The sequence below is a fragment of the Uliginosibacterium aquaticum genome, assembly GCF_012972705.2.
Classification (GTDB): Bacteria; Pseudomonadota; Gammaproteobacteria; order Burkholderiales; family Rhodocyclaceae; genus Uliginosibacterium; species Uliginosibacterium aquaticum.
Genome location: NZ_JABCSC020000002.1, coordinates 451,576 through 478,350, shown reverse-complemented (window position 1 = coordinate 478,350; position 26,775 = coordinate 451,576). Strand labels below are relative to the sequence as shown.

25 protein-coding genes are annotated in these 26,775 nt (G+C 58.1%); 8 read left to right on the top strand and 17 right to left on the bottom strand.

Translation table 11 applies throughout. The features are described from left to right. Positions 1-46 precede the first annotated feature (46 nt). Entirely contained in the window at positions 47-1,648 is a 1,602-nt protein-coding gene (locus tag HJ583_RS09665; RefSeq protein ID WP_170021720.1) for an acyl-CoA ligase (AMP-forming), exosortase A system-associated, read from the bottom strand. Between the two features lie 82 nt (positions 1,649-1,730). Here HJ583_RS09665 and HJ583_RS09660 point away from each other — a divergent pair, with 82 nt between their 5' ends. Next, a complete protein-coding gene (locus tag HJ583_RS09660; protein WP_170021719.1) occupies positions 1,731-1,994 on the top strand; it encodes an acyl carrier protein in 264 nt (87 codons plus the stop codon). 71 nt (positions 1,995-2,065) lie between these two features. On the opposite strand, the gene argB is transcribed toward HJ583_RS09660, so the two are convergent. The 14 genes from argB to HJ583_RS09590 form a co-directional block, all read right to left on the bottom strand. Then, entirely contained in the window at positions 2,066-2,959 is an 894-nt protein-coding gene (gene argB, locus HJ583_RS09655) for an acetylglutamate kinase (RefSeq protein WP_101942561.1), read from the bottom strand. A gap of 179 nt (positions 2,960-3,138) precedes the next feature. Beyond that, the gene (locus HJ583_RS09650) at positions 3,139-3,552 is read right to left on the bottom strand and encodes an Hsp20/alpha crystallin family protein (protein WP_170021718.1); all 414 of its coding nucleotides are present in this window, start codon (positions 3,550-3,552) and stop codon (positions 3,139-3,141) included. Positions 3,553-3,671: 119 nt separating this feature from the next. Further along, the gene (gene nudB, locus HJ583_RS09645; RefSeq protein ID WP_170021717.1) at positions 3,672-4,133 is read right to left on the bottom strand and encodes a dihydroneopterin triphosphate diphosphatase; all 462 of its coding nucleotides are present in this window, start codon (positions 4,131-4,133) and stop codon (positions 3,672-3,674) included. Next, entirely contained in the window at positions 4,130-4,582 is a 453-nt protein-coding gene (locus tag HJ583_RS09640) for a barstar family protein (protein ID WP_235943795.1), read from the bottom strand. Before HJ583_RS09640 ends, nudB begins: the two co-directional genes overlap by 4 nt. Further along, positions 4,579-4,953, bottom strand: a complete 375-nt coding sequence (locus HJ583_RS09635) for a ribonuclease domain-containing protein (RefSeq protein ID WP_170021716.1) — start codon at positions 4,951-4,953, stop codon at positions 4,579-4,581. Before HJ583_RS09635 ends, HJ583_RS09640 begins: the two co-directional genes overlap by 4 nt. A 40-nt stretch (positions 4,954-4,993) precedes the next feature. Continuing rightward, on the bottom strand, positions 4,994-6,625 hold the full coding sequence (locus HJ583_RS09630) for a tetratricopeptide repeat-containing response regulator (protein ID WP_170021715.1): 1,632 nt from the start codon (positions 6,623-6,625) through the stop codon (positions 4,994-4,996). A 67-nt stretch (positions 6,626-6,692) separates the two neighbouring features. Further along, on the bottom strand, positions 6,693-8,783 hold the full coding sequence (locus HJ583_RS09625; protein WP_170021714.1) for a S9 family peptidase: 2,091 nt from the start codon (positions 8,781-8,783) through the stop codon (positions 6,693-6,695). An 80-nt stretch (positions 8,784-8,863) separates the two neighbouring features. After that, positions 8,864-10,657: an aspartate--tRNA ligase gene (gene aspS / locus HJ583_RS09620; protein ID WP_170021713.1), complete on the bottom strand. Its 1,794-nt coding sequence runs from the start codon at positions 10,655-10,657 to the stop codon at positions 8,864-8,866. 76 nt (positions 10,658-10,733) lie between these two features. Further along, positions 10,734-11,333 carry a DUF502 domain-containing protein gene (locus HJ583_RS09615; protein WP_170021712.1) on the bottom strand — a complete coding sequence of 200 codons (600 nt, stop codon included), beginning with the start codon at positions 11,331-11,333 and terminating at the stop codon, positions 10,734-10,736. 15 nt (positions 11,334-11,348) lie between these two features. After that, positions 11,349-11,621, bottom strand: coding sequence for an FmdB family zinc ribbon protein (locus HJ583_RS09610; protein WP_101942569.1), 273 nt, complete (start codon positions 11,619-11,621; stop codon positions 11,349-11,351). Between the two features lie 126 nt (positions 11,622-11,747). Further along, the gene (locus HJ583_RS09605) at positions 11,748-12,602 is read right to left on the bottom strand and encodes a prepilin peptidase (protein WP_170021711.1); all 855 of its coding nucleotides are present in this window, start codon (positions 12,600-12,602) and stop codon (positions 11,748-11,750) included. 47 nt (positions 12,603-12,649) lie between these two features. Next, positions 12,650-13,888 (bottom strand): type II secretion system F family protein, encoded by a 1,239-nt coding sequence (locus tag HJ583_RS09600; RefSeq protein WP_170021710.1) that lies wholly within the window; start codon positions 13,886-13,888, stop codon positions 12,650-12,652. Positions 13,889-13,903: 15 nt separating this feature from the next. Next, positions 13,904-15,622, bottom strand: a complete 1,719-nt coding sequence (gene pilB, locus HJ583_RS09595) for a type IV-A pilus assembly ATPase PilB (protein ID WP_170021709.1) — start codon at positions 15,620-15,622, stop codon at positions 13,904-13,906. Positions 15,623-15,777: 155 nt separating this feature from the next. After that, a complete protein-coding gene (locus tag HJ583_RS09590) occupies positions 15,778-16,584 on the bottom strand; it encodes a cytochrome C assembly family protein (protein ID WP_170021708.1) in 807 nt (268 codons plus the stop codon). 70 nt (positions 16,585-16,654) lie between these two features. On the opposite strand from HJ583_RS09590, the gene ffh reads away from it, so the two are divergent. From ffh to HJ583_RS19330, 7 genes are all read left to right on the top strand, one after another. After that, on the top strand, positions 16,655-18,025 hold the full coding sequence (ffh, locus tag HJ583_RS09585) for a signal recognition particle protein (protein ID WP_170021707.1): 1,371 nt from the start codon (positions 16,655-16,657) through the stop codon (positions 18,023-18,025). Positions 18,026-18,447: 422 nt separating this feature from the next. Beyond that, positions 18,448-18,954 carry a GspH/FimT family pseudopilin gene (locus HJ583_RS09580; RefSeq protein ID WP_170022008.1) on the top strand — a complete coding sequence of 169 codons (507 nt, stop codon included), beginning with the start codon at positions 18,448-18,450 and terminating at the stop codon, positions 18,952-18,954. 13 nt (positions 18,955-18,967) lie between these two features. Continuing rightward, entirely contained in the window at positions 18,968-19,459 is a 492-nt protein-coding gene (gene pilV / locus HJ583_RS09575; RefSeq protein WP_170021706.1) for a type IV pilus modification protein PilV, read from the top strand. A 14-nt stretch (positions 19,460-19,473) separates the two neighbouring features. Beyond that, entirely contained in the window at positions 19,474-20,559 is a 1,086-nt protein-coding gene (locus tag HJ583_RS09570; RefSeq protein ID WP_170021705.1) for a PilW family protein, read from the top strand. 11 nt (positions 20,560-20,570) lie between these two features. Further along, entirely contained in the window at positions 20,571-21,095 is a 525-nt protein-coding gene (locus HJ583_RS09565; protein ID WP_170021704.1) for a pilus assembly PilX family protein, read from the top strand. 18 nt (positions 21,096-21,113) lie between these two features. Then, entirely contained in the window at positions 21,114-23,978 is a 2,865-nt protein-coding gene (locus tag HJ583_RS09560; protein WP_170021703.1) for a hypothetical protein, read from the top strand. Positions 23,979-23,992: 14 nt separating this feature from the next. After that, entirely contained in the window at positions 23,993-24,418 is a 426-nt protein-coding gene (locus HJ583_RS19330; protein ID WP_217423361.1) for a type IV pilin protein, read from the top strand. A 105-nt stretch (positions 24,419-24,523) separates the two neighbouring features. On the opposite strand, the gene HJ583_RS09550 is transcribed toward HJ583_RS19330, so the two are convergent. Both HJ583_RS09550 and HJ583_RS09545 read right to left on the bottom strand, forming a co-directional pair. Further along, the gene (locus HJ583_RS09550; RefSeq protein ID WP_170021701.1) at positions 24,524-25,471 is read right to left on the bottom strand and encodes a DUF2950 family protein; all 948 of its coding nucleotides are present in this window, start codon (positions 25,469-25,471) and stop codon (positions 24,524-24,526) included. Between the two features lie 36 nt (positions 25,472-25,507). Beyond that, on the bottom strand, positions 25,508-26,722 hold the full coding sequence (locus tag HJ583_RS09545) for a DUF3300 domain-containing protein (RefSeq protein WP_170021700.1): 1,215 nt from the start codon (positions 26,720-26,722) through the stop codon (positions 25,508-25,510). Positions 26,723-26,775 lie beyond the last annotated feature (53 nt).

Sequence of the window (26,775 nt, the reverse complement as noted above, 5' to 3'; positions counted from 1 at the left end):
TCGGGCGCGTCCCCGGTATGGGCTTCGCGGATCACAAAAGTCGTGTTCATGCCGGGTCGTCCAGCGGTGGATTTGGAAACAGATCGAGGAAGGTCGTTGCCAGCGCCTTGCGATCGATCTTGCCGTTGGCATTGCGCGGAAGGGGTTCATGCCGGAGCGCAATGTAGGCGGGAAGCTGGTAGGCGGGCAGGCGGACCTTCAGCGCGGCGAGCAGGGCGGTGCTATCCAGATCGGCGTGGCTGGGCGTGGCGATCAGTACGATGGCCGCCCCGAGCTGCGGGTGCGGTACACCGACGGCGGCGCACTCGGCGAGCAGACCGGTGGCATAAGCTTCTTCTTCGACTTCGGCCGGGCTGACGCGGTAGCCGGAGGTCTTGATCATCTCGTCCGTGCGACCGATGAAGTAGAGAAAGCCTTCTTCGTCGCGCCGAACCGTGTCGCCGGAATACACCGCCATCTCGGGCAGCATCAGGCCGTGCGGGCGCAAGGCGGAGGGCACAGGGCGGAAGCGTTCTGCGGTTTTCTCCGCGTCGTTCCAGTAGCCCATGGCGACCAGCGGGCCGCGCTGCACCAGCTCGCCCGGCTCGTTGGCTGCGCATTCCGTGCCATTGGGTCTCAGCACCAGCACTTCGTTGTCCGGAATCGCCTTGCCGATGGAGTCCGGCCGGCGGGTGACCTCTTCTGGGTCCAGATAAGTGGCACGGAAGGCTTCGGTGAGACCGTACATGAGGTAGGGCGTTGTTTGCGGTAAGCGCGCCTGCAGGGCTTGCAGAGTGGCGAGCGGCATGTGGCCGCCGGTGTTGGCGATGTAGCGCAGATGGCTGGCGATGGATTCGGGCCAGGCCTGCTGGGCCAGCTGGATCCACAAGGGCGGGACGGCAGTGAGACCGGTGATCTTCTCGCGCGCCAGAGTCTTGATCACGTCGCGCGGCATCAGGTAATTGAGCAGCACAACACGTGCGCCGGCATGGAAGGCGGTGGTGAGCTGTGAGAAGCCGGCGTCGAAAGACAGCGGCAGGGCGGCGAGCAGGCTGTCGTCCGGCCGGTTGCCGAGATAGTTCGCCACGCTCTTGGCGCCGGCCACCAGATTGCGGTGGGAGAGCACCACGCCCTTGGGGCGGCCGGTGCTGCCGGACGTATAGAGAATGGCCGCCATATCCAGTTCGGTGGCGGGCGGCGTGAAGTGACCGCCTGTCTGCAGGAACTCGGCCCATGCATGTACTGCGCAGGGCGGTTGGCTGCTGGCGGGCGCTGTGAGGAGGACGTGGCGCAGATCCGCGCAGTGGGGCAAAACATCCTGCAGCGTAGCCAGGCGCTCGGGCGAGGTGACGAGCATGCGCACATTGCAGTCGCGCAGGATGTAGGCGACCTGCTCGGGTTTGAGCAGCGGATTGACTGGCACGAACACGCCGCCCGCCGCAGTGGTGCCGAAGCTTGCGACGACCGTTTCGATGCGCTTGTCGAGCCAGATCGCGACGCGCTCGTTGCGGCCAAGGCCCAGTGCTGTCAGGCCGCTGGCGAAGGCTGCGGTGGCTTGCCACAGGCTTGCGTAATCCAGCGTATGGCTGCCGGCGGTGAGCGCTGGTGCTGCCGGACTACGCGCAGCGCTGTTTTCGATCAGATGGTGGAGGAGCCAGGAGTCACGCATGGTTTGAGGTTTCTGGACTGGCCGGGGCAGGTTCAGGGCTTATAATGCCGCGCTTTCGTGCTGCAAAACCAAGGAAACGATCTTGTCTTCGCTCGATACTACGCGCCGGGATGTGTTGCAGGTGCTGGAAGAGGTTCTGGGCCTGGGGGGCCGCGCCGCATCCTTTGACGATTCCACCCCGCTGCTGGGCGCTGTCCCCGAACTGGATTCGATGGCGGTGGTAGGCGTGATTGCCGCATTGGAAGAGCATTTCGGTTTTCATCTTGCCGACGATGACATCGACGGCTCGACCTTCGAGACCGTGGGCACGCTGAGCACTTTCGTGGCGAACAAGCTCGGCCACTGATCGTTCCCTGCGGCAGGGCTCTTGGCCGCTGCCGCAGCTCACCCGGCTCTCGCCGGGGTGGTGTCCAAGCCTTATTTGCTCTTGATCATCGTGCCGACACCATGGTCGGTGAGGATCTCAAGCAGCAGGCAGTGTTCCACGCGACCGTCAATGATGTGCACCGAGTGCACGCCACTGCGCGCTGCGTCCAGCGCGGAGCTGATCTTGGGCAGCATGCCGCCGGAGAGCGTGCCGTCAGCGACCAGGTCGTCGATCTGGCGCGGGGTCAGACCCGTGAGCAGATTGCCTTCCTTGTCCAGTACGCCCGGGGTGTTGGTCAGCAGCACCAGTTTCTCGGCCTTGAGTACTTCGGCGAGCTTGCCGGCGACCAGATCGGCATTGATGTTATAGGTTTCACCCGCCGAGCCCACACCGATCGGGGCGATCACCGGGATGAAATCACCTGAATCGAGGAAGGTGATGATCGAAGGGTCGATCGAGGAAATCTCGCCGACCTGGCCGATATCCAGCATCTCCTCGGGGTTGTCCTTGTTGGGCATCATCAGTTTCTTGGCCCGGATGAAAGCGCCATCCGCTCCGGTGAGGCCCACTGCCTTGCCGCCATGTTTGTTGATGAGATTGACGATGTCCTTGTTGACCTGGCCGCCGAGCACCATCTCGACGATGTCCATGGTCTCCGCGTCGGTCACCCGCATGCCCTGGATGAACTGGCCTTGCTTGCCAACCCGCTTGAGCAGGTCGTCAATCTGCGGGCCGCCGCCATGGACCACCACCGGGTTCATGCCGACCAGCTTCAGCAGCACCACATCACGCGCGAAGCAATCCTGTAGTTTGGGATCGGTCATCGCATTGCCGCCGTATTTGATGACGATGGTCTTGTCGAAGAAGCGTTTGATGTAGGGCAGCGCTTCCGCGAGGATTTCGGCCTTCAGGGCGGGGGCGAGCTGCTTGGTGTCTGCGGACATGGCGATACCTTGGAAGGTGGAGCGAAAGGCAGGATTTTAGCGCATGAAAAAGGCAGAGCCCGGCGGCCCTGCCTTGTTTTTCTGCCACTCGTCCATCTCCGCCACAGGAACAGGTCTGGCACCCTGCGGTAACACGACCCGGCAGCGACCAGTGCCGGCCTGTTCCTGCAACGACCCGTTCAGCTGATCATCAGCTTTTTGGCCTGGGTGATGGCCTTGTGCGGCAGCGTGAGCTCCAGCACACCATCGTTGAACTTCGCGCTGGCTTTGCTTTCATCCAGTGCTACTCCCAGATCGAAGCTGCGGGAAACCTTGCCGAAACTGCGCTCGGTGCGCAATACGCGCTCGCCATCCTTCACTTCGCGCTCCAGCTTGCGTTCAGCGCTGATCGACACCGTGCTGCCTTCGATCTGCACATGGATGTCTTCCTTCTTTACGCCGGGGAGTTCGGCGTGCACGGTGTAGGTATCGTCCTTTTCACGAAGGTCGATCTTCATCGACGGCCCATCCATGGCCGTGCCGTATTCAACCGGGCGGACGAAGAAACCACGGAATAGATCCTCGAAAGGATCAGAACGCATGATGTTTGCCATGATGCTCTCCTTTCCTGACTGGTCACAATGTGGGGAATTTCCTTCCCCTCCATTACCAAAATGGGAGTGCCAACGGCGATCATCAAGGGTGCGGAGATCTTTGTGGCGGGAGGTGGCGCTCAGGTTTCCAGACCAGAGGTCTGACGATGGGGAAGCATCAGGATGGCATCCTGGTTGGTCCAGGAGAAACAGGCGCTGGCGGCTTCTTGCCAGGGTAGCCAGCGCTGGGCGCGATGTTCCGCTGGCGCCAGGCGGACCTCGGACGGCTGCGGTACACAGATGCTGAAAACGTGTTCGAGATTGTGGCTCACGCCGGGGGCGTAGCGGTGGCGCCATTGCGCCAGAATTTCGAAACGATTGGCCAGATGCCAATCCTGCAGGGCTGCTGCCTCCACTAGCAAGCCGGTCTCTTCGGCGAGTTCGCGGCGTGCTGTTTCACGCAGGCTTTCCGTGCCTTCGCGGCTGCCTGTGACGGATTGCCAATAGCCCGGATGCAGGGCTCGCTCGATGAGCAATACCTGCAGATCCGGTGTGTGGATGACAACCAAGACCGACTCGGGCTGTTTGTAGCCTTGGCTCAAGCGATTACTTCCAGACGGGGAAGCTCAGGAAAGTCGCCGATGAGGAGCACCCAGAATCTGATTTTCTGCTCATGCCAAACCTGTACTGCGTCTTCAAGAATTTCGACCAGGGTGTTGAAGCTCTCTGGGTCTAGGGCTTGTAGCGGTTCTGCGCGCTGCAGAGCCAGAACGTAAGTGTTTGCCTCGTCCCAGGACATGTCGCTGAGGCAATCGGCCAGCGCATCCCAATTGTGGCCGTACCAGTCCGGGAAATGCAGGGCACGGGCCAGCACATGATGGAGTTTTGTGGTGTCCGTAGCTGTCCCCAGGTCAATTCGATAGGTCTTGCCACCTGCGGTATGTGCGGCCTGGAGCATGGCGCGTGCGGTGTCTGCCGAACAGGCGCTAAGGCTGGCGTCAGCCTTGAAGAGCAGCTCGGAAGGCGTTGGAAGTGAGGATGTGGTTTTCATGGCTGCATGATGCGCTTGAAGCTGCGGTAATGGTCAGCGCTGTAGTAGTACTCGCGTGCTTCGCCGGTCACGATGCGGCGTGCCCCGCGATCACGGGAGCCAGGCGTGGGTACGGTGTATTCGCGGTAGTAAGCGCGTGCCTGGGCAGGCAAGCGGCGTTCGCGGTTCTGGAACACGACGCCATCCTTGCGGTAGGGGAAGGGGCCGCCGCGTTCGATCAGGCGCAGGGTGTCGCGCGCCTCGGGCGGGAGTTCTGACTGGTGGATGCGGGCAATGCTGCCGTCGGCCAGTGTTTCGCGTGCGGCGAGCGGCTGAAGCCCTGAGAGCAGGAGCGCCAGCAGCACGAGGATGAGGTGTTTGATGAACTTCATGGCCCGAGTTTAGCAGGCAGGCTGGGGCGTGCGGCCTTGTTCAGCGTACCTGCTCGGGCTTGATGTCATTCTTGCGTAGCAGGGCGTGGTAGTAATCCACTAGTGCCGCAAGACGCTTGTTGCCTGGATCCTGGCGGCGTACCCGTTCGATGAAGAGTTTGGCATTGCTGGCGAAGTGATCGTTCCAACCGATGTTTTCGATGTGCTTGAGCAGGGCCAGAGAAGCGTTGAAGGCTACGTTGGTGTTGCCAGGCAGCTTTTCGGCTGCCTCCAGCATCTGGCGTACGGCGCCGTCGTAGTCGCCGCTCTGGGCAAGCTGGGCGCCCTCGGTCATGATGTCGCGGACCTCCGTGCGGATACGCTCTGCGAGCTGGGCACCGAGCTCCGGGCGGCCGAGATCGACCAGCATGTTCTTGATGGCTTCGACTGCGGCGTCGTCTGCCGCATGACGCATGACGTCCATGATGACTTCGGCCGCCATCTCGTCTTGCTTGTTCTCGATGCAGATACGCGCCAGATCCTTTTTTATGCTGACCGAGGCGCCCAGGCGCGGATCGTTGAAGCGGATAGCTTCTTCCAACGCCGCGTTGGCCTTCTCGGTATCGCCGGTATGGGTGGCGACCATGGCGTTGGAAAGTGCCTTGCACAGAGCCGTTTTGGGTTGGCCGCCCATGCTGCGTTCCATGTCACGGACGGTGTTGGCAGCCCCCACTGCGTCTCCAGAACCCAGCTGAGCCTTGACGAGCAGGACATGGTCTTCCGGATCGCGAAAATCCGAGTACTTGCCTTTCTCCACCACCGTATTGAGCATCTTGGTGGCGGTAGCCATATCGCCCACCTCGGTGGCTACTTCGCCGAGCTTGCGCAGGCGGCGTACGGTGTGCGGAGAGACTTTTACCGCGTCTTCCAGTACGGCCTTGGCTTCGTGCAGCTTGCCGGTGGCTTCGCGGGTCTTGGCTAGCCAGTCGTAGGCATCGAGATACATCTCGTTCTCGGCAAGCAACTCCTCGAGTTGTTCCTCGGCTTCGTTGTAATGCTTCTGCATGAACAGGGTTTTGGCCAGACCCAGTTTGGCCCATGGGACTGCTTTGGTCTCCAGGACCTTGGTGTAGCAGTCCTGAGCTTCGCTGGCCTGGCCTGCGGAGACATGCAGCTCCGCACGCAGGCGCAGGAAGTCGACAAGATGACCAGGGTGGGCCTCTTCGCCGCGCCGGCAGGAAGCAATGGCCTCGGGAATGTTGCCTGCTTCGATGAGTTTGTAGGTGGGGATGAAAATGTCGCGTTTTTCCAGCGCCTTGGCGATGCGACTGAGCAGCTTCTCGGAGGAGAAGGGTTTCAGGATGTAGTCGTTCGGCGCCAGTTCGGCGGCGCTGATGACGCGCTCGTGCTGGCTTTCGCCCGTGATCATCAGGAACAGCGTGGCGAGCGGGATCAGGTGGTGGTGGCGCAGATCCTCCAGCAGGTGCTGACCATCCTGACCTTCGCCGAGATGGTATTCGCACAGGATGATGTCGAAGTTCTGGTCACGCAGCTTGCGCACGGCGACACCGGCCGACACGGCCAGGGCTACCTGCGTGATGCCGCACAGCGAGAGCATGTTGCGCAACTGGGTGCGCATGCCGGCGTTGGCTTCAACGATCAGGACAGAAATGTCTTCGATTTTCTGGGGCATGTGGGCTCGGCAAGCGGGCAAAGGAATTGCCCGACCTGCCTGAGCAACGGCAGGGTGCCGGTTTTCTTTAGGGCATTGCGCTTTCGGACGAGCCCAGCGTGGCCAGCGCAAAGGCGAGCTGGCGGGCGCGCTCGTGCAGCGAGTCGTAGCGGCCGGAGGCGCCACCGTGGCCGGCGGCCAGGCTGGTCATGAAGAGCAGCGGGTTGTGGTCCGTCTTCAGAGTGCGCAGTTTTGCCACGTATTTGGCGGGCTCCCAGATCATCACCTGATTGTCGTGCAGGCCGGCTTCGACCAGCATCGGCGGGTAGTCGCGAGCCTGCAGATTGTCGTAGGGCGAGTAGGCCAGCATGCGTCGGTAGTCGGCGCGGCGGGCCGGATTGCCCCATTCCTCGTACTCCCCCACGGTGAGTGGCAGGCTGGGGTCGAGCATGGTGGTCACCACATCGAGGAAGGGCACTTCCAGAATGGCTGCTCCGAAGAGTTCGGGGGCCATGTTCAGCACCGCGCCGATCAAGAGGCCGCCCGCACTGCCACCGTTGGCAAGTATTTTTCCTTTGCTGCTGAAGCCTCTGGCGATCAGGGTCTCGGCGCAGGCGATGTAGTCGCTGAAGCTGTTGGGCTTGTCTTCCAGCTTGCCGGCCTCATGCCAGCGCTGGCCGAGGTCGCCGCCGCCTCGCACATGGGCAATGGCAAACACCCAGCCCCGGTCGAGCAGGGAGAGGCGGGTTGCCGAGAACCAGGGATCATTGACGATGCCGTAGGCGCCGTAGCCATCCAGCCAAAGCGGGGCCTGGCCATCGCAGGCGAGGTCCTTGCGATAGACCAGCGAGACCGGGATGGCAGTGCCGTCGGTGGCACGTGCTTCGATCCGCTCGGAGATGTAATGCGCCGGATCGAAGCCACCCAGAACCGGCTGACGCTTGAGCAGCGTGGCCTGGCGTGTGGCCGGGTCGTAGTCGTAGATCGAGCTGGGTGTGGTGAGCGACTCGTAGGTGTAGCGCAGGATGGGGGAGTCCCATTCCGGCAAGTCTTCCAGATCGACGACATAGGCCGGGTCGTCGAAGGCGACCTGATGTGTTTCGCCCGAGTTCAGGCTGGTGATGGCCAGTTGCGGCACGCCATGCTTGCGCTCGCTGGCGATCAGCCAGTCCTTGTAGAGGTCAATGCCTTCGAGCATGACGTCTTCGCGGGGCGGGATGCGCTCGCGCCAGTGGGCGGGCTGCCAGTCAGCCAGTGGGGCTTCGATCAGGCGGAAGTTCGGGTGAGTGTCGTTGCTGCGGATGAAAAGGGTGTCGCCGTGGTGGTCGATCTCGTATTCAACGCCGGCACGGCGGCGGATCACGATACGCCAGCGTCCGCGCGGCTGATCGGCGGGCAGAATGCGGGATTCGCTGGTGGTGTGGCTGGTGGAAGTGAGCACCAGCAGGCCGAGACTACGGGTCTTGGCGATGTAGAGGTTGAAGCGCTCATCCCGTTCCTCGAAGATCGGCGTGGGCTCGGCTTCATCCAGATTCTGGCGCCAGAGCTGGTTGGCGCGCTTGGTCTGGCGGTCTTCGGTGACGAAGAACAGGGTCGGGCGCGGGGCTGTGAGGGCGTCTTCGGCCCAGGACAGGCTGATCACGCCACGGTGCGAAAACCGCAGATTGCGGCCTCGCGTGAGGTCGCGCACGCGCAGCCGGTAGCTGCGCTGGCCGCGGGTGTCTTCGGTCCAGGCGAGATAGCGCCCGCAGGGGCTGACCTCATAGTCGCCGACCTCGTAGAAGCTCTTGCCCTCAGCTTCCTTGTTTTCGTCGAGCAGGATTTCTTCCGGTGACGGTTCCCAGCCTTCCGGCGCGATGCGTTTTCGGGCATGAACGGCGTATTGCGCGCCCGCCAGCGTACGGCTGTAGTACATCCAGGCGCCGAATTTCATCGGCACCGACAGGTCCGCTTCCTGAATACGGTCCAGCATCTCGGCGTAGAGCTTTTCCTGAAGCGGCTTCGTTGGCGCCAGCACCGCTTCCGCATAGCAGTTTTCGGCCTTGAGGTAATCGAGCACCTCGGCCGATTTCACCTTGCGCAGCCAGAAATAGGGGTCGACACGGGTGTGGCCGTGGGCGACGAGCTTTTTCGGGCGCTGTGGGGCGGTGGGCGGGGTGGGCGAGAGGTCGAGTTTCAATGAGGCAATTCCACTGTTGAAAAGCACAAGGGCCGCCAAGGAAAATCCTCGCGGCCCTTGTGGGTCAGACGGGCTGGAACTTAAGCCGCGCCATCAGCTTTCTGCACATTGCGCAGGCGGATGTGCAGTTCGCGCAGTTGCTTCTCGTCGACCGGGCTCGGGGCTTGCGTGAGCAGGCATTGGGCGCGCTGGGTCTTCGGGAAGGCGATCACGTCGCGGATCGATTCGGCGCCGGTCATCATGGTGACGATGCGGTCCAGACCGAAGGCGAGGCCGCCGTGGGGCGGTGCGCCGTACTTGAGCGCGTCGAGCAGGAAGCCGAACTTGAGCTGGGCTTCTTCTTCACCGATACCGAGCGCCGCGAAGACCTTCTCCTGCACGTCAGCACGGTGGATACGCACCGAGCCGCCGCCGAGTTCCCAGCCGTTCAGGGCGAGGTCATAAGCCTTGGCCAGACACTTGCCCGGATCGGTGCTGAGCAGTTCCATGTGCTCATCCTTCGGCGAGGTGAAGGGGTGGTGGCAGGCGACCCAGCGCTTGGCTTCCTCGTCGTAGTCGAACATCGGGAAGTCGACCACCCAAGCCGGCGCCCACTTGCGACCATCGACGTGGCCCTTTTCATGGCCGATCTTGGTGCGCAGCGCGCCGAGTGCGTCAGAGACGATCTTGGCCTTGTCGGCGCCGAAGAAGATCAGGTCGCCGGATTGCGCACCGGTGCGCTCCATCACCGTCTTCAGCGAAGCTTCGGACAGGTTCTTGACGATCGGCGACTGCAGGCCTTCTTCGTTCAGCTTGCTGACGTCATTGACCTTGATGTAGGCCAGACCCTTGGCGCCGTAGATCTTCACGAACTCGGTGTAGCCGTCGATCTCGCCACGGGAGAGCGCAGCGCCACCCGGAATGCGCAGGGCGGTCACGCGGCAGGCCGGGTCGTTGGCCGCGCCGGCGAAGACCTTGAAAGCCACGTCTTTCATGGCGTCGGCGACGTCGACGAGCTCCAGCGTGACGCGCAGGTCCGGCTTGTCCGAACCATAGCGGGCCATGGCTTCCTGATAGGTGATGCGCGGGAAGGGGTTGGGAAGGTCAACGTCGATCGCGTCCTTGAACACGTAGCGGATCAGGTTTTCCATGATCCCGGTGATTTCGTGTTCGTTCAGGAAGGAAGTTTCGATATCGACCTGGGTGAATTCCGGCTGGCGATCAGCGCGCAAATCTTCGTCGCGGAAGCACTTGGTGATCTGGTAGTAGCGGTCGTAGCCAGCCACCATCAGCAGCTGCTTGAAGAGTTGCGGCGATTGCGGCAGGGCGAAGAACTGGCCGTCATGCACGCGGCTCGGCACCAGATAGTCGCGCGCGCCTTCCGGGGTGCTCTTGGTGAGCATCGGGGTTTCGATATCCACGAAGCCGGCATCATCGAGGAAGCGGCGGAACGCCCGGGCCGTCTTGTAACGCAGCATCATGTTGCGTTGCATGGCCGGGCGGCGCAGGTCGATTACGCGGTGGGTCAGACGCACGTTTTCGCTCAGATTTTCGTCATCCAGCGGGAAGGGCGGGGTAACCGAGGCGTTCAGCACTTCGACTTCATGCGCCAGCACTTCGACCTCGCCGGAGATCAGGTTGGCGTTGGTCGTGCCCTCGGGGCGGCGACGCACCTTGCCGGTCACGCGTAGGCAGAACTCGTTGCGCACGCCTTCGGCAATCTTGAAGGTTTCGGCACGATCCGGATCGCAAACAACTTGCACCAGACCTTCTCGGTCACGCAGGTCGATGAAGATCACTCCGCCGTGGTCGCGGCGACGATGGGCCCAGCCGAAGAGGGTAACGGTCTGGTCAAGCAGGGCGGCGGAAACGAGGCCGCTGTAACAGGTACGCATTGAAGATCTCCGTGATCCGGTATTTGTGTGTTGTCTTGATTCGGAAGGGCCATCAGCTATCGCTGACGGCGGATGTTCAGTTTCGAGCTGCGTCCGGGGCAACCGAGCCCATCGAGATGATGAATTTCAGCGCTTCATCGACCGACATTTCAAGCTCTACGACATCTTTTCTGGCCATCATCAAGAAGAACCCAGAGGTCGGATTTGGTGTGGTCGGTACATAAACGCTGACCACCTCGGTCGGAAGGTGCTGCTCTAGCTCGCCGCCAGGGGTGCCGGTCTGAAAACCGATTGTCCAACTGCCCTCGCGTGGATACTGTACCAGTAGCGCCTTGCGAAAAGCCTGACCACCGGGGCCTAGCAGCGTATCCGAGACCTGCTTGACACTGGAGTAAATCTGCTTGACCACTGGGATGCGGTTGAGAACGCTCTCCCAGGTTCTTACCAGGCGCTGACCGAAGAAATTCGAAGCTACTACCCCAGTAGCGATCACCACCAACAGGGTGATCAAGGTGCCCAAGCCCCACAGCTTGAAGCCAATCAGGTTGTTCGGCTGCCAAGCTTGTGGCAACAGCAGAAGAGACTGGTCCAATGTGCTGACAATCGCACGCAACACCCAGACTGTAATGACCAGCGGTATCCAAACCAGAAGGCCTGTAATCAGGTATTTTTTCATTCAGATGGTGCTGCCTTAGTGGCAGGCACAGCTACCCGCGCAGGGCGGGGGAGGTGCATCAGGTGCCGCTGGGCAGGCTGCTTCGGATTTGGCTGAGCTGCTGGCGCTGCCTTTGAAGTCTGTGGCGTACCAGCCGCTTCCTTTGAGCTGAAAACCTGCTGCAGTCAGCTGCTTTGTGTAGCTGGCGCTGCCGCAGGCCGGGCAGGCTGCGATCGGTGCATCGCTATGCTTCTGCAGATGGTCTTTTTGGTGGCCGCAGTCGCCACAACGGTATTCGTAGATGGGCATTTGATTCTCCTGAGCCGCGTATTCTAACGCATTGGCACAACGGGAAAAACCGCCGGCTGATCGTGGTGAGCACGATAGCGGGCGGTTTTTTTGCTGTAAGGGCTGACGATCGGGCTTTCAGGTCGATCAGATCGGCACGAAAAGCGCGCTCAAGGCGTCACCAAAGAAAATGGCAAGAACCCCCGCGCCGGCGAGATAGGGGCCGAAGGGAATGGGCGTTTCACGCCCGTGTCGGGCAAACACCATCAGATAGATTCCGACGCAGGCTCCGACGACCGAGGAAAGCAATATGACCGCAGGCAAGGCCTTCCATCCCAGAAAGGCACCAATGGCGGCGAGTAGTTTGAAATCTCCATAGCCCATGCCTTCTTTTCCTGTCGCCAGCTTGAACAGCCAGTATACAGACCAGAGAGCAAGGTAGCCCGTCATAGCGCCAATTACGGCCGCATCCAGCGTGACGAATGTCTGGTTCAGGTTAAACAGAAGCCCTCCCCACAAAAGTGGCAGAGTGATGTCGTCGGGCAAGAGGAAAGTGTCAAGGTCGATGAAAGTCAAGGCGATCAAAGCCCACACCAGCAGCAGTCCACCTGCAGTTTGCCAGCCATAACCAAACTTCCAGGCGATCGCTGCTGAGAGTGCTGCAGTAAGCGCTTCAATCAATGGGTAGCGCAGACTGATCGCTGCGCGGCAATGGCGACAACGGCCACGCAGCAGGACGTAACTGATGAGCGGGATGTTTTCGAGGGCGCCGATGAGGTGCCCACAATGCGGGCAGCGAGAACGTGGTGTGGCCAAGCCCAGCTGCTCGCTTTTTGGAGCGGCCTCGCCGCGCATTTCTGCGGCATCAGCCAGCCAACTTGCTTCCAGAATTTTGGGCAAGCGATGGATGACAACATTGAGGAAGCTGCCAACACACAAGCCGATCAAGGTGCAGCAGGGGATCAGTATGGCCGGAATAGCCAAGTATTCATTAAGAGGCATGAGTGTATGGGGAAGGGCGGCACTTGGCCGCCCTGTAGATATGAAGGTCAGACAACTTGGCCGAGCTTGAAGATTGGCAGGTACATGGCAACCACCATGCCACCAATGATGGTACCGAGGAATACGATGATGATCGGTTCCAGCAGTTGTGACAGACCGGCAACCATATCATCCACTTCGCGTTCAAAGAAGTCTGCGACCTTTGCGCACATGCTGTCGAGCTGGCCGGATTCCTCACCAATAGAAACCATCTGGACAACCATGGCCGGGAAGACTTGCGCGCCCTGCATGGCAACAGTGAGGCTGGTGCCGGTGGAAACCTCGTTCTGGATGTTTTTTGTTGCGACCTTGTAAATGTGATTACCCGCAGCGCCGGCAACAGAGTCCAGCGCTTCTACCAGTGGAACGCCAGCGGCAAACATTGTGGAAAGCGTACGCGTCCAGCGTGCGATGGTGGCCTTGCGCAGAATGTCACCAATGACTGGAATCTGCAGGCTCATCCTATCCACCCAAGCTTGCATCGCAAGGGATCGCTTGTATGCAGAAGCTATCCCGATGACTGCTGCGATTAATGCCAACAGAATCAAAAAGCCGTTGGCAACAAAGAAATCTGAAAGAGCCATCACAAACAAAGTAGGCGCAGGTAAGTCTGCTCCGAAGCTTGTAAATACTTTTTTGAACTCCGGAATTACGAAGATCATCATGACCGCAGTTACTGCACCGGCAACGACCATCACCGAAATTGGGTAAAAAAGTGCTGCCTTGATTTTGCTCTTGATGGCCAGCATTTTTTCCTGGTAGATCGCTATGCGGTCTAGGAGGTTTTCCAAAGCACCTGACTGTTCGCCTGCCGCCACCAGATTGCAATACAGAGCATCGAAGTGCTGAGGGTGTTTGCGCAGAGAGTTGGCCAGACTCGTGCCCGTTTCGACTTCACTGCGGATGTCATTAAGTAGGCGACCCAGCGCGGCATTGCTGGTGCCCTTGATAGCGATGTCGAAGGACTGAAGAAGTGGCACGCCAGCGCGCATCATGGTTGCGAGCTGGCGAGTGAAGATAGCGATGTCCTTGTCCTTGACCTTGGCGCCACGGCCGAAGGAGCGTTTCTTGACCTTGGTAACCGAGATGCCTTGACGTCTCAGGGTAGCCTGGACCACGTTTGCAGTTTGGGCTCGCAGCTCTCCGCGCACGATTTTTCCGGCCTTGTCCTTGCCTTCCCAAGTAAACAGGTTCTCTTGCTGTGAAGCGCTTGCTGGGCGGCGTACGGTACGGGTTGCTGTGGCCATGGTGTTTTCCGTGGATTACTCGTTGGTTGTGGCGAGCACTTCAGTGAGGGAGGTGAGTCCTTGCTTGACCTTACGCAGACCTGACTGACGCAGGTCGCTTACGCCCTCAACCTGTGCCTGGGCGGCAACATCCATAGAGTTGCCGCCGGTCATGATGATGTGCTGGATTTCTTCAGTGATGGGCATAACTTGATAGATGCCGACGCGCCCCTTGTAGCCAGAGCCTTTGCAGCGGTCACAGCCAACAGGGCCGTAAGGCTGCCAGCTGCCATCTAGATCGGCTTCGCCAAAGCCAGCCTGGACAAGCGCTTCGATGGGAATATCGATCGGTTTTTTGCAAGAGCAGAGGCGGCGTGCGAGGCGCTGGGCGGTGATTAGAATGACTGAAGAAGCGATATTGAAGGGGGCTACGCCCATGTTCCGAAGTCGTTCCAGCGTGGTGGGAGCATCGTTGGTGTGCAGGGTGGATAGCACCATGTGCCCGGTTTGCGCTGCCTTGATCGAAATCTCTGCGGTCTCAAGGTCTCGGATTTCACCGACCATGATGATGTCCGGATCCTGCCGCAGAAAGGCTTTCAGGGATACCGCAAAGGTCAAGCCAGCCTTGTCGTTCATCGAAACCTGATTGATGCCCGGCAGGTTGATTTCAGCAGGATCTTCAGCGGTCGAAATATTGACGCCCGCTTTATTTAGAATGTTGAGACAGGTGTAGAGCGATACAGTTTTGCCCGAACCCGTCGGGCCTGTTACCAAAACCATGCCGTAGGGTCGTTCGATAGCGTCCATCAGGGCCGCTTTCTGATCGGGCTCATAACCCAAGGCATCGATCCCCAGCATGGCGCTGGATGGATCAAGAATACGCATCACGATCTTCTCGCCATGCATGGTAGGTAGCGTAGAAACGCGAAAGTCGATAGCCTTACTCTTCGACAGTACCAGCTTCATGCGACCATCTTGTGGTACGCGTTTTTCCGAGATGTCGAGGCGCGAAATAACCTTGATCCGGGCGGCGATTTTTTCTTTCAGAGCCAGTGGCGGCTGGGAAATCTCACGCAGGATGCCGTCCGTGCGGAAACGGATCCGGTAGTACTTCTCGTAGGGTTCAAAGTGGATGTCGGACGCTCCCTCATTGATAGCATCCACAAGCATTTTCTGGATGAAACGTACGACTGGGGCGTCGTCAACCTCTGCTGCACCAGCCTCGGCGGCTTGAGCATCTTCCTGATTGGAATCATTCAACGCATCGAGATCGAAATCATCGGTAGTTGAAAGGTTTGTGAGGGCTGACGAAACCGACTCGGTCAGTTTGCCTAGCAGGACTGCGAGTTTGTCGACTTCGACAACTACTGGGTCGACGGCTAGTCCTGTCTGAAAACGGATCTCGTCCAGCGCGCGCAAATTGCTGGGGTCGGCTAGTGCCACCGATATGCGGTTGCCGCGCTTGGCCAAGCCTATGACCTGATGCTTGGACATCAGCTTGGTGTCGATTGCATCCTTAGCTACATAGCTTTCGTCGTAAGCCGAAAGATCCATCCACGGACAACCAAAACTGTTTGCGCAAAAGGCTGCGATGTCACTGGCCTTCATCAGGCCGCGCTGCACAACCTCAGCTACAAAGCCGCCTGGATTGCTGCTGGGGGCCGAACACGCTGTGGCATCCGCCTCTTTGAGGCGTTCCTGCTGGACAAGCGCACGCGCCAAGCCATTCAGAGCAGATTGTGGGGTGGATGCCATCGTTATTTGATGTGCCTGTCTATCAACGAGTTAGCGGGCTTACTTGATGTTGCACTGTAATTCCTGCGATTGTAAACCCATCCGGCCGGAGGCGTTGCGCCGGTGGTCGGCCTCGAGTGGCTCGCACAACTGACTGTCTGGCGGTTCTTAAGCACTCAGATGCTGCGTTCAAGTAGTATTTCAAGAACGAAACGAGTGCCGGCATAGGCTAGCAGCAAGCATGCGAAGCCTGCTAACAACCAGCGGATGGCCAGCTTGCCACGCCATCCCTTTAGAAAGCGCCCCAAGATCAGAATAGCAAACAGTACCCATGACGCGATGCCAAACACCGCCTTGTGTGAAAAAACGAAGGGCTTGCCAAAGATTTGCTCAGAGAATAGCAGCCCGGAGCCCACCGTCAGAGTCAGGAATACGAAGGCTGCGTGAATGATGCGGAAAAGAATCCGTTCAAGGCTTAGTAGTGGTGGTAATTCTTCGCTTTCCAAGGCGGCTGCGTGATGGATGTTGCGTTCGGTTGCTGCCAGTACGACTGCATGAAAGACGGCTAGTGTGAATAGGCTATAGGCGAGCATTGCAACGACTATGTGGGTGCGGAAGGCCCAATTTTCAGCATCGATCGACTGCGGGTGGCCTCCACCCAGCGCGGGCAGAAAAGCGCAGATGGCCGCAATGGGGGCCGCATAACCCAACAGTTGGTTGAGCGGAGTAATCAGGCTCTCCAGTGAATAGATCAGCATCGCCAGCCAGAGGCTGAGTGAGAGTGCTATGAAAAGACCGAACTGGAACCCGCCTGTTCCAAACATGGCTTCTGACAGCACGAAGGCGTGGCTCAAGAGTGCCATGGCTTGTAGGCCGCGATTTGCAACCCGCATGCCCGGCAACTGAAGCATGTTTGAGCGGCTGAGGGCCGTAATCCCCAGATAAAACGAGGCTGGAAGCAGATGCAGTAGAATGTTTGCCATTCAGCCAGTTTAACGCCCATCGGCTTGCCTGCGGAACCTCCTGGCGGCCCTTTCCTGACGGTTTTCATCAATGCTAGATAACCTTACCAATCGCCTCGCTCAGGTCGTGAAGACCCTGCGCGGTCAGGCTCGCCTGACTGAAGACAATATTGCCGACATGTTGCGCGAAGTTCGCATGGCTTTGCTCGAGGCTGATGTGGCTTTGCCGGTCGTCAAGGATTTGATGGTCCGGATCAAAGAGAAGGCGCTTGGTCAGGAGGTTGTGGGTTCCCTTACGCCGGGGCAGGCTCTGGTTGGTGTGGTACAGCAAGAGCTGGCTTTGATCATGGGGGGGAGCCAGGCAAGCCTTAATTTTGCAACTCAGCCGCCTGCAATCATCTTGATGGCAGGCCTGCAGGGGGCAGGTAAGACCACGACGGTTGGCAAGCTGGCCAAGTATCTGAAAGAGAAGCAGCGCAAGAAGGTTCTGACGGTCTCTTGTGACGTTTATCGTCCTGCTGCTATTGCTCAGTTGCAGGCGGTTAGCGCGCAGGCGGGGGCCGAGTTCTTTCCGTCGTCAGCTGACCAGAAGCCAGTCGACATCGCGCTTGCCGCGATCGATTACGCCAAGCGGCATTATCTGGACGTTCTGCTGGTGGATACCGCTGGGCGTATCACCATAGACGAGCAGATGATGGATGAGATTCGCCAATTGCACGCAGCAATTAAGCCGATCGAAACGCTCTTCGTTGTCGATGCCATGCTGGGGCAGGATGCCGTCAATACGGCGCGTGCCTTCAATGAAGCTCTGCCTCTGACTGGTGTCGTGCTGACCAAGCTTGATGGTGACTCCCGTGGCGGGGCCGCGCTATCGGTGCGGCACGTTACCGGGGCTCCGATCAAATTTACCGGCGTGGGAGAGAAGCTCGGCGGACTGGATGAGTTTCATCCGGAGCGGATGGCTAGTCGCATCCTTGGGATGGGAGACATCCTTTCTCTGGTTGAAGAGGCTCGTGCCGCTGTTGATGAAAAGGCTGCGCTGGATCTGGCGGAAAAGCTGCGCAAGGGCAAAGGCTTTGATCTGAATGACTTTAAAGAGCAAATGGGGCAGATGCGCAAAATGGGAGGTTTGTCCGGGCTAATGGACAAAATGCCGGCCCAGTTTGCTCAGGCCGCAGCTCAGATGCAGCCCGGTGCGCCGGAGAAGGCGATGGCCCGTGTTGAGGGCATCATTAACTCGATGACGCCGGCGGAGCGATCCAATCCTGATCTCATCAAGGCTGCGCGCAAGCGCCGGATCGCTGCAGGAGCGGGGGTTCAAGTGCAGGAGGTCAATCGTCTGCTTAACCAGTTTGAGCAGATGCAAAAAATGATGAAGCAATTTTCTAAAGGTGGGATAGGGAAGTTGATGCGCGGACTTGGGGGGCTCAAAGGTATGAAGGGCATGATGCCGGGTGGGTGAGTCTGTTGACGCTTAAGCCGTCTGAATGACAGCACCAACCAGCAGAATAAGATGCATCTCTGTTGCTGTTTGTTGTAACAGCTAAATGCCGTCTTTTCGCGACTCTTGCCGTATGACTTTGTTCTGAGGCTGTGTCTCTATCAGTGATAGCCTCTGCAAAGTTCGCGTCGCTTTCTCGTTCGGAGCGCTCACTATCCTGTGAGCCTTGATTTGAGCGTTGAACAAAACGTGTTGAGCGATGAAGGCAAGCCGGGCCTTTGTTTTTTATGTTACCGGTTTCATCCCCGTGGTTTAAGGGTTTTGCTTAATCCCTGAGTGGGGGGGGGCACTAGCCGACCGTCCGAATGTCAGAAAAATGCTTAAGGGATTTCCCCGTCATGGTATTTTTTGGGCTGGCAGCTTGTTAAGCAAGGAGTCGCACGATGTCGCGAAGACGCCCAGAGTCACTGATGCAGCAGGGCTTTACATTGATCGAATTGATGGTCGCCGTTGCTGTGTTGGCTGTCCTGCTCGCTATCGCTGTACCTAGTTTTACCGCCCAGATACAGTCTGGCCGGGCGCAGATGGCGGCCGATGGTCTCAAGAGGGCTGTCGCGAATGCTCGAGCGATCGCTTCCCAGACCGGTAAGCGAACGACACTAACCCTCAAGGGGGGCGTAACTGGGTGTGACCCTGCCGCTTGGGCTATCACGCAAAAAGCCGCAACTGCTAGCAATCCTGATGCGGTTACGGTGGTTGGGTGTCTTACCCAAGTCGACTTTTCCAAGCGCTATGAAGGTACCTCTTTGGCTGGATCTGACTCCCAGTCAGTGGTTTTCTTGCCGACAGGTATTGCGACTAACACAAGCGCGCTGACCTACACATTTACGGCAGGAGGCTCCAGCAAGTCCCTGACGATCAACGCTGGTGGTGCTGTTAATGTGCTCTGATTCTGGAAAGTCCTTGCAGCTTGGCGCCACCTTGATTGAGGTGCTGATAGCCGTTCTTGTACTGTCAATTGGCCTTCTTGGTGCTTTGAAGCTTCAGACCGAAGGAGTGCGTCTGAATGCTGACTCGAAATACACAGTCCTTGCTGCTGCATTTGCGCATGATGCATTGGATGCGCTGACTTTGGATCGGTTCAACGATCGTGCCAGTTGGACTGCGATCGATACCATCACCACACCTTTGAGCTGCAATACGGGCACATCAAGCGCGGCGAGTTCAACAGCAACTGGAGCTACAGGGCGGGCGGGCGAATGGGCTCAAAAGGTCGCTTGTGATCTACCTGATGGCAAGGCCAAAGTCAGTTGTACGAGCGCAGGAGAGCCCAAAACTTGCAACGTAGAGTTGCGCTGGACTCCTTCTGGCCGCGATACGGTCTCCGCTACGTATTCCGTATATGCCGGAGCTGCTTCCTCGGCAGCAGCAAGCTCTGCTGCTTCCAGTTCATGATGCCGGTACCAGCGATGATAGCTATTCAGCCGAAGTACAACACCTTAAATAGGCGACAGCGTGGTTTGACGCTGGTCGAGTTAATGATTGCTTTAGTTCTTGGGCTGATCGTAGTAGGTGGCTCGTTGGCCGTTTTTCTAAGTCAGCGTGTCAGTAGTACTCTTTCTGCACAAATGGCTGATGTGCAATCCGAGGGGCGCATTGCCCTGGATGCAATGGCTCGCGATCTGCGTGCAGCTGGGGATTTTGGTTGCTGGCCAGTAACCAACCCAATTGATGAACGACTGAATAACAAGACTGCACTGGATGCCGATCAAGGCGGGATTTTGGGGTTTGACAAGCTGGCGGATGTGCCCGCTGATGCCTCTGGCCATTACGGATTGGCCAAGGTTAAGGATTCAATGCCCAACGACCTGACCGATCTTGCAAAGAACTCCAGCGTTGTTGCATTTGTGGGTATTTCTGGCTCCCTTTCGGTGCTCAGTACTGCAATGGGCTCGCAAGCTGCAGATCTTGTTATCAAAAAACCACTTGAGCTGTTCAAATCCAATGATCTGGCGGTTGTTACGGATTGCATTAATTGGGCGAAATTTGAAGTAACTTCGGTTACGGTGCCAGATGCCAGTGGGACGACGCAGACGCTCAAGCATGAGGCGGGAGAGACATCCAGTTTCGGCAAGGGAAATCTTGACGGAAATATTGGCGAGTTATTTGGTGTTGGGGCTTCCGTTGGTCGCTTGGACTCTGTTTGGTGGTTCATGGGGAAGGTCAACGGGCAGTCAGGGCTTTTTCGCCTGAGTGCGCGTGACAACGTTCCCGTACTGGTTTCGAGTCGGGTGGCTGCGATCAGTGTGAACTATGACCTCAGCAATAGTGCAAATGGCAGCGTTACCGACGCAGGTAAGACGGCCGCTCAGGTTGAGGCAAGTGCCAATAAATGGACCAGCGTGCGCTCAGCCACAATCAGCATGCTGATGCGTTCCGAGAAGGTCGGGAATGCAGGTCAGCAGACAGTGACATCATTCAATGGACAGAGCGTTTCGAGCGATAGTCATGTCTATCTGCCACTGCAGATGACGATCGCCCTACGCAATCAATAAGGAGCGTGAGCATGCGTCATTCCAGCTCATTTGATCGACAAAGAGGGGCTGCGTTGCTGGTCTCGTTGATCATGCTGATACTGGTTTCTTTGTTGGCAGCTGCCGGCTTTATGCTCTCTACAGGCGAGGCGCGCGGGGCGGCGGGCTGGAGTGACCGGCAGCGGTCGATGTTCACTGCCGAAGGGGCTTTGAAAGAAGCTGAGGTTGCGGTCGCGAGCCTGGTAGCAAGTTCCCAGGATATCGAGACGGCGCTCAACGGGCGCTCAGGCTATTTTCTGCGCAAGAATGGCAATGTGCCGGACTTCGATCCCTGGCCAGTTTCCAGTTCGATCTCGGCCACTCAGCCTAATTCTGGTGCGGATAATGCTTATTACATCGTCGTGTATGAAGGCAAGGCCGTCGGGAGTAATGACGGCATGCTCAGTGGCGGACGCGTGAACCAGACTGCGGCTAAGCCGCGCTTTACGCTTTACGCCAAGGCGGGTGGTATCAAGGAGGGCACTTACGTGGTGCTCTCAACTTCCAAAGAATTTTGAGGCCGGGGGCGATCGATCATGGAGCACACAAAGATTAAGCGTATTGGGGCTGCTTCTCTGGTGGCCCTGCATCTGTTCAGCTTCCCGGCTTGGGCGCAGGTTTGCTCGACTGCGGAGGGTTTGGGCGCTGTTTTTTCGGTTTTAAAAGACGGCAAAATTGAGTTTGCCGGCGGTTCCGGAGATCGCTGCGCCATTACTTTTTATGGTGCCAGTTCAGTAAATACCAAAACGCTTAATACGGCGGGGTCTGGATCGAACGGGATTCCTTGCAAAGCCTTTATGGCTTCGAGTGAGGTTGATGCAAATTCAGCGTCCAAGTCTATCTCAAAGTCGGATAGCGAAAAGGTTGGTCCTGTCTTGCCTGATTTTTTGGCGCCAGTATCCCCTGTGGACGTCAGTGTTGATAAAGATAGGATGATTAATAATGTTCGGGCTCCAGTGACAATCGGCGGTGTACCTGTTGTTTTTGATGCAATAGGCGCAGGAACCTTGAATGGTGTTTCGGCCGAAGTTCGTCGAGTCGGAGTCAATTACGTTTTTTCTGGCGTCAATTTTGGCTCGTTTGAGATTCGAGCTTTGCAAGCCGGTGATGGTGTGGTTTTTTCCAATCCTATTAAGGCTGGTGTTGTTTCATTTGGGAATAATTGTAATTCGGACTCTGGAGTTACCTTTGCCCAAGATGGCTCGGATGCATCTAATCAGACTTATATTCGCGAGTTGGTTTGGAAAGACGGTTGTCGTTTGAATGTAACAGGCCCTGGCAGGACTACTCTGAATATTCTTGGAAAGAACTCTGCCGACACTGTCGTTGGATTAGACCTGCAGCAAGCGAATCCTTGTATTAATTGGATTGGGGCTTGTAGCCAGGCAACGAAAACATGGGCTCAGATGGATGCACAGCACCCTGAACGACTGCAGATCAATCTTTATAACGGCAGCCTTGAGGTCAAGGATCGATTCAGTATTTCGGCTGGGATATATGTACCTAATGGTGATTTAAAAATGACCGGGGCAACTGGTTCATCAGTTGTTGGCGAAGTGTTGGCGAAGAACGTGATCGGTTCTCAGAACAACGATTCGCAATTTTTCTCGAAGTCCACCTCTCAAGCGGCTCCTCGTGTGGGTGCCTATTCTTTGACCCCTCCGGTTACAGAGCTGATCACGAACAAAGATTCTCTGGTCTATCGTGCGCTACAAAAGGATCAACCGGGCACTTCCGGTCATCTGCAGGCTTTCAAGCTTAAGGATGATAGTTCGCAGAACACCACGCCGGAGTGGGACGCGGCGGATGTGTCGACGAGCAAGATGAGTGTCGATAATCGCTTGGCCAAGCTGCGTACAGAAACCGCAAATTGGGCCAGTGCGAGTACGGATTTTGAAGCCTTGAACAACACTGCTGCGGGCAGCACTTTGGCTCAAGCCTGCGCAGTGAATCCCACTCAGACGGCCTGCCGGATCACGGGGGATAAGCGTCTGGCGACCTCGATGGTCGGTGTGCCTTGGCGCGTAGCGCCGTTGCTGCTGGGAGATTCGGTTTTGTTTGCTACCGATGACGGCATCCTGTACTCGGTCGACAAGACTAATGGCAACCTGAACTGGGGCTGGATTCCGCGTGATGTACTGGCCGAGAGCCAGGCTGCGTTGAGTTCCACGCCCATGAAGCTGATGGAAGCGCATCCCTGGGGGCAGATTGCGTCAGTGCAACTCTTGGAGGATGACGCGTCGTCTACAACTGGCGCAAAGGTCACGCGTACTTACGTGACTGGAACGGCTTTGGGTGGCAAGCTGCATTTCTCGATCCGAGTTAGTAACGACGGTAAGTCGCTCGACAAGATCGTGTGGCTGGATTCACGTACGAGCGAGTATTCACCGGGCTCTGCAGGCAACACCAATGATGGCGAGGCGGGTTGGAGCAGCGGCGTGTACGGTCGTCCGTATGGTGGTGCAGCGCCAGTAGGGGCGGTGATGGGCGGCAACAAGGTTGCCTATGTGGTGGGCGGCAAGCTGGTGACGCGTGAGGTGAATACCGATGTCGCTGCTGTGGAACGCAACTTCACTAGCGGTGGTGAGGCGGCGTCGGCTTCCTCTTCGGCGGCAAGCTCCGCTTCTTCCAGTGCAACCAGCTCGGCAGCCTCTTCTGCGGCGAGTTCGGTTGTTAGTGTTTCGCCCAGCAGCAACCTGCTGTATGTAGATGACAACGCGATCTACTTCGGTGCGGACGATGGCAAGGTTTATAAGACCAAGAGTACAGGGGTGATCGAAACAGGTGAGTACAGTGTCGACAAGCTGCGGACTTATCGCACTGGCGGCTCGGCCAGTGCAGTGTGGTACGTGAATGGCAGCAAGATCGCCTCGGCCAGCGGTAATGGCCTGATCCTGCTGGCGCAGACCAAAACTCATGTAACGGCCTTGAAGTACTTCTCGGACAAATGGACTTTTGCCTGGCAGACCGGCATCAATGCTTCGACGAAGCTGGGTGAGTCCGATCCAGCGACCAATCCGAGCATCAGCGTGTTGGCCAGTGACAATGCTTATCTTTCTGCACCGGCCGACATCATCAATGGGGTGGTGGTGTTGTATTACACCAAGAAGCCTAGTGAGTGTGACATCAAGGGCTATACCTTCGGTCCGCTGAAGCTGCTTGATGGAACGGATGCGCGCGGGAATTCTCAATTCCGGATGACGGACATGACCAGCCTCGATAACTATGTGGGTCTTGGTGATGCTACTGGCGGAGCGTTTACGCGCTTTAAGGGCAAGCGTGCGATTCTGGCGGGGACCGGGGGGGATCCTGGCAATTCGGGCGATACGGCGGCAATTACTCCAGCTGAAAACGCTTTCCGCGAGCGCCTGAACTGGCGTGAACTCACTAATTTCTTCTGATGAGAGCAGGCGTCATGAGGAAAAAAAATGGTTTTACTTTGATCGAATTGATGATCACTGTTGCGGTGATTGGTATTCTTGCCGCGATAGCCTATCCGAGCTTCATTGACTATGTGCGAAAAACAAAATTTGCCCATGCCAAGGATGGTGTGATGCAGATTGGTGCTCAACTGGAACGTCTAGTCGCGCAGGCGAGTTCCTATCCTTCAGCGCAGCCAGCGCTTGGTAACGAGTATGCGGATGTGACCTTCAGCTATGGTCGCTCTGACACTAACCGCGATTACTCTCTTGGCGGTGCCATGACGTCCTGGAAGGTGTGGGTGGGTATCAATTCTAAGGGAACGCGTTGCGGCTGTTCGGGTGGATCATGCGCGGCACCGTCTTCATCGTCGTTTGGTGCAACAACGACCTCCTGCCCGTCCGGTACCAGTGCGTTTTGAGGGAGGTCGAGGGCGTCAGCCTGCTTCGCTGATGTAATGAGTTGAGATCAAGAAAAGAGCCGTCGGGCCAAAGCCGGACGGCTCTTTTTTTGATTTTGCGGCAGCCTATTTCCCCGTGACGGGTTTCCAGCCCGGGGCCGGTTCGAAGAGTCGCAAGGCGGGAGCCTTGGAAGCGGTTTCGCTGCCGAGGTCGCGTTCATAGACCATACCGTCCTGATTGATCAAGAAGCTCTTGATTCCACTGATGCCGTAGCGTTCAGGCCATGCCAGTACGGCAAAACCGCCGATCTGGTATTTGCCGGTCTGGTATTGGCGGGCTCCGCCCGGGGCTGATTTTCCCTGGCCTGGCAGCATGCGGTAGCGATAGCCGAAGTAGGCCCCCGGTCCCCGGCTGTGACCGGGCGCTCCCAATTCGGAGGCGCGGGCAAGTAATGGCCCGAGCGGGCTGGCAGGCTTGCCGGGAGCGTCGGGCCAATAGAGGCCATCCTGTTTTCCGGGGCTGCTCTCGAAACGCCGTGCGTATTCACCGGCTCGACCGGGTTCGCGCGCGGCCATCAGGAAATATTCGTCCTGCGCCAGAGCTATCTGCTTGAGCACTTCAATGGTGGTGAGTTCATTCAGGCCGATGCGACGACTGATGAGCTCTTCCTTGCCCGCCTTGGCGTCGAACTGCCAACCTGTGGCGGTTTTTCGCAGCGGAACAGGGAAAGGGTAGCGGGCTTTGCCGACGATCAGGATCTGCAGACCGCTCCGGCCGCGCTCGAGTTCGTGATACGTGTCGTAGGCTTGATTGAAGCGCTCCCAGGTGTTTACGTCTTGATCAATGTTGTCACTCAGGACGAGCTCGTGGCTTCCCGGGCCAAGCACTTCCAGAATCTGGCCCGCATCCTTGGCTTTCAGGGCGGAGGAGAGTGCGGCCGCTGCGGCCTCTGGTGAGGGGTAGCTGTGGGATGGCTGGGCCGTGGCGGCTAGCGGAAGGGCCAGGCCCAACATGAGGACCAGCCTTGCAGGGCGGAAAAGTGCTGCGTGATGCAGCGATCCGAAGGGTTTCATGAGGTCACCTATTGGGCTGGCTGCATATGGGGAGGGTCAGCGGCGTCCGCCACCACGGCGCCCGCCTCCGCTCCCTGCGCTGAGGGAGCGGCTGTTGCTGCCGCGGGCGCTGAAGTCTCGCGCCTGGCTGCCGTGCTCGACTCCGGAGAAGGCGCTGCTGCGGTCTGCAGTGCCTGCACTCGGGCTGCGTTCTCCGCGGTCGCCGCGGCGATCCATGCCCTGGCTGCGACCCTGTACGCCAGCGCTGCGGTCATTGGTCGAAGGGGTGCGGCCAAAATCCTGACCGAGTTCCTGACGGCCTGACTCGGCGCGTCCGCGGAATTCTTCACGGGCGCGGGAGTCGCGCGTCTGGGCGCTCTTGTCGCCGTATTTCTGGCGCGATCCGTCGCTGGCATAGGGTACGCCGCGGCGGTTCTCCACGTTGTGTTGCCAGTTGCCGTTGTTGATCTTGTTGTAATGATTGACCTGGTTGTAGCGATCAATGTTGATGTTGACCGAGCCGCCGCCGTGCCCCCAGTGACAGCCGCCCCATAGCCAGCTTCCGACGATGACGCCGGCGGTGAAGGTGAAGAAAGCGGCGCCGGGAACGTAACCGGGCGGGTACCAGTAGTAGGGGGGCGGTGCGGAATACCACCAGGGACCATAAACCGTTGTCGGGTTGTAGGTCGGCACATAGACCACTTGTGGGTCAGCCGGCTCCACTTTGATGACAGTCTGGCTGCCTTCGGTTGCCGTCGTGACGATCTGTTCTTTGGTTGTTTCCAGCGAGCCAGCTTGCTTGGCCTTTGTGCGCAAGCTTTGTATCGTATCCATGACTTGAGCTTGCTGACCAAGGAAGGCGTCACCCAGCTTCTGGGTCCAGTCGAGCTTGTCATTCATCATTTCAAGCACGTTAGGGAAGGCGCTCAGCGATTTCACGCTGGGGTCCCATCGCTGCTGCTCCATGGCAGTCTCCAGCTTTTTGCCTTCGACTTTAGGGTTGGCTTGTTTCCAGCGTGCCGCTTCAACCACGTCAAGCGGGTAGGTGGACGCCATTAGAATCTGGGCGAGCAGAGCATCCGGATGCAGGGCGATGGGGGCCAACAGTTCATCCAGTTCCTGTTGAGAGTAGATCTTGCTGGAGGATGTCTGGTTGCTGCTCGCTGCGCTTGGTGTGTCTTGTCCGAGCGCTGAGGTAACAGGCAGGCTGCCTGTGAGCACCAGGCTGGCTGAGACCAGCACGGAAACGAAGCGATGCAGGCGAGAGGGCATTGGGCACTCCTCTATGCAGACAGTTCTGGAACTGTATCAGTTCTGCTTGCGCT

Coding starts and splice junctions, on each gene's coding strand:
- HJ583_RS09665 (WP_170021720.1), bottom strand. CDS start 1,648: ATGCGTGACTCCTGGCTCCTCCACCATCTGATCGAAAACAGCGCTGCG.
- argB (WP_101942561.1), bottom strand. CDS start 2,959: ATGTCCGCAGACACCAAGCAGCTCGCCCCCGCCCTGAAGGCCGAAATC.
- HJ583_RS09650 (WP_170021718.1), bottom strand. CDS start 3,552: ATGGCAAACATCATGCGTTCTGATCCTTTCGAGGATCTATTCCGTGGT.
- HJ583_RS09640 (WP_235943795.1), bottom strand. CDS start 4,582: ATGAAAACCACATCCTCACTTCCAACGCCTTCCGAGCTGCTCTTCAAG.
- HJ583_RS09635 (WP_170021716.1), bottom strand. CDS start 4,953: ATGAAGTTCATCAAACACCTCATCCTCGTGCTGCTGGCGCTCCTGCTC.
- HJ583_RS09630 (WP_170021715.1), bottom strand. CDS start 6,625: ATGCCCCAGAAAATCGAAGACATTTCTGTCCTGATCGTTGAAGCCAAC.
- aspS (WP_170021713.1), bottom strand. CDS start 10,657: ATGCGTACCTGTTACAGCGGCCTCGTTTCCGCCGCCCTGCTTGACCAG.
- HJ583_RS09615 (WP_170021712.1), bottom strand. CDS start 11,333: ATGAAAAAATACCTGATTACAGGCCTTCTGGTTTGGATACCGCTGGTC.
- HJ583_RS09610 (WP_101942569.1), bottom strand. CDS start 11,621: ATGCCCATCTACGAATACCGTTGTGGCGACTGCGGCCACCAAAAAGAC.
- HJ583_RS09605 (WP_170021711.1), bottom strand. CDS start 12,602: ATGCCTCTTAATGAATACTTGGCTATTCCGGCCATACTGATCCCCTGC.
- HJ583_RS09600 (WP_170021710.1), bottom strand. CDS start 13,888: ATGGCCACAGCAACCCGTACCGTACGCCGCCCAGCAAGCGCTTCACAG.
- pilB (WP_170021709.1), bottom strand. CDS start 15,622: ATGGCATCCACCCCACAATCTGCTCTGAATGGCTTGGCGCGTGCGCTT.
- HJ583_RS09590 (WP_170021708.1), bottom strand. CDS start 16,584: ATGGCAAACATTCTACTGCATCTGCTTCCAGCCTCGTTTTATCTGGGG.
- ffh (WP_170021707.1), top strand. CDS start 16,655: ATGCTAGATAACCTTACCAATCGCCTCGCTCAGGTCGTGAAGACCCTG.
- HJ583_RS09580 (WP_170022008.1), top strand. CDS start 18,448: ATGTCGCGAAGACGCCCAGAGTCACTGATGCAGCAGGGCTTTACATTG.
- HJ583_RS09570 (WP_170021705.1), top strand. CDS start 19,474: ATGATAGCTATTCAGCCGAAGTACAACACCTTAAATAGGCGACAGCGT.
- HJ583_RS09565 (WP_170021704.1), top strand. CDS start 20,571: ATGCGTCATTCCAGCTCATTTGATCGACAAAGAGGGGCTGCGTTGCTG.
- HJ583_RS09560 (WP_170021703.1), top strand. CDS start 21,114: ATGGAGCACACAAAGATTAAGCGTATTGGGGCTGCTTCTCTGGTGGCC.
- HJ583_RS19330 (WP_217423361.1), top strand. CDS start 23,993: ATGAGGAAAAAAAATGGTTTTACTTTGATCGAATTGATGATCACTGTT.
- HJ583_RS09550 (WP_170021701.1), bottom strand. CDS start 25,471: ATGAAACCCTTCGGATCGCTGCATCACGCAGCACTTTTCCGCCCTGCA.
- HJ583_RS09545 (WP_170021700.1), bottom strand. CDS start 26,722: ATGCCCTCTCGCCTGCATCGCTTCGTTTCCGTGCTGGTCTCAGCCAGC.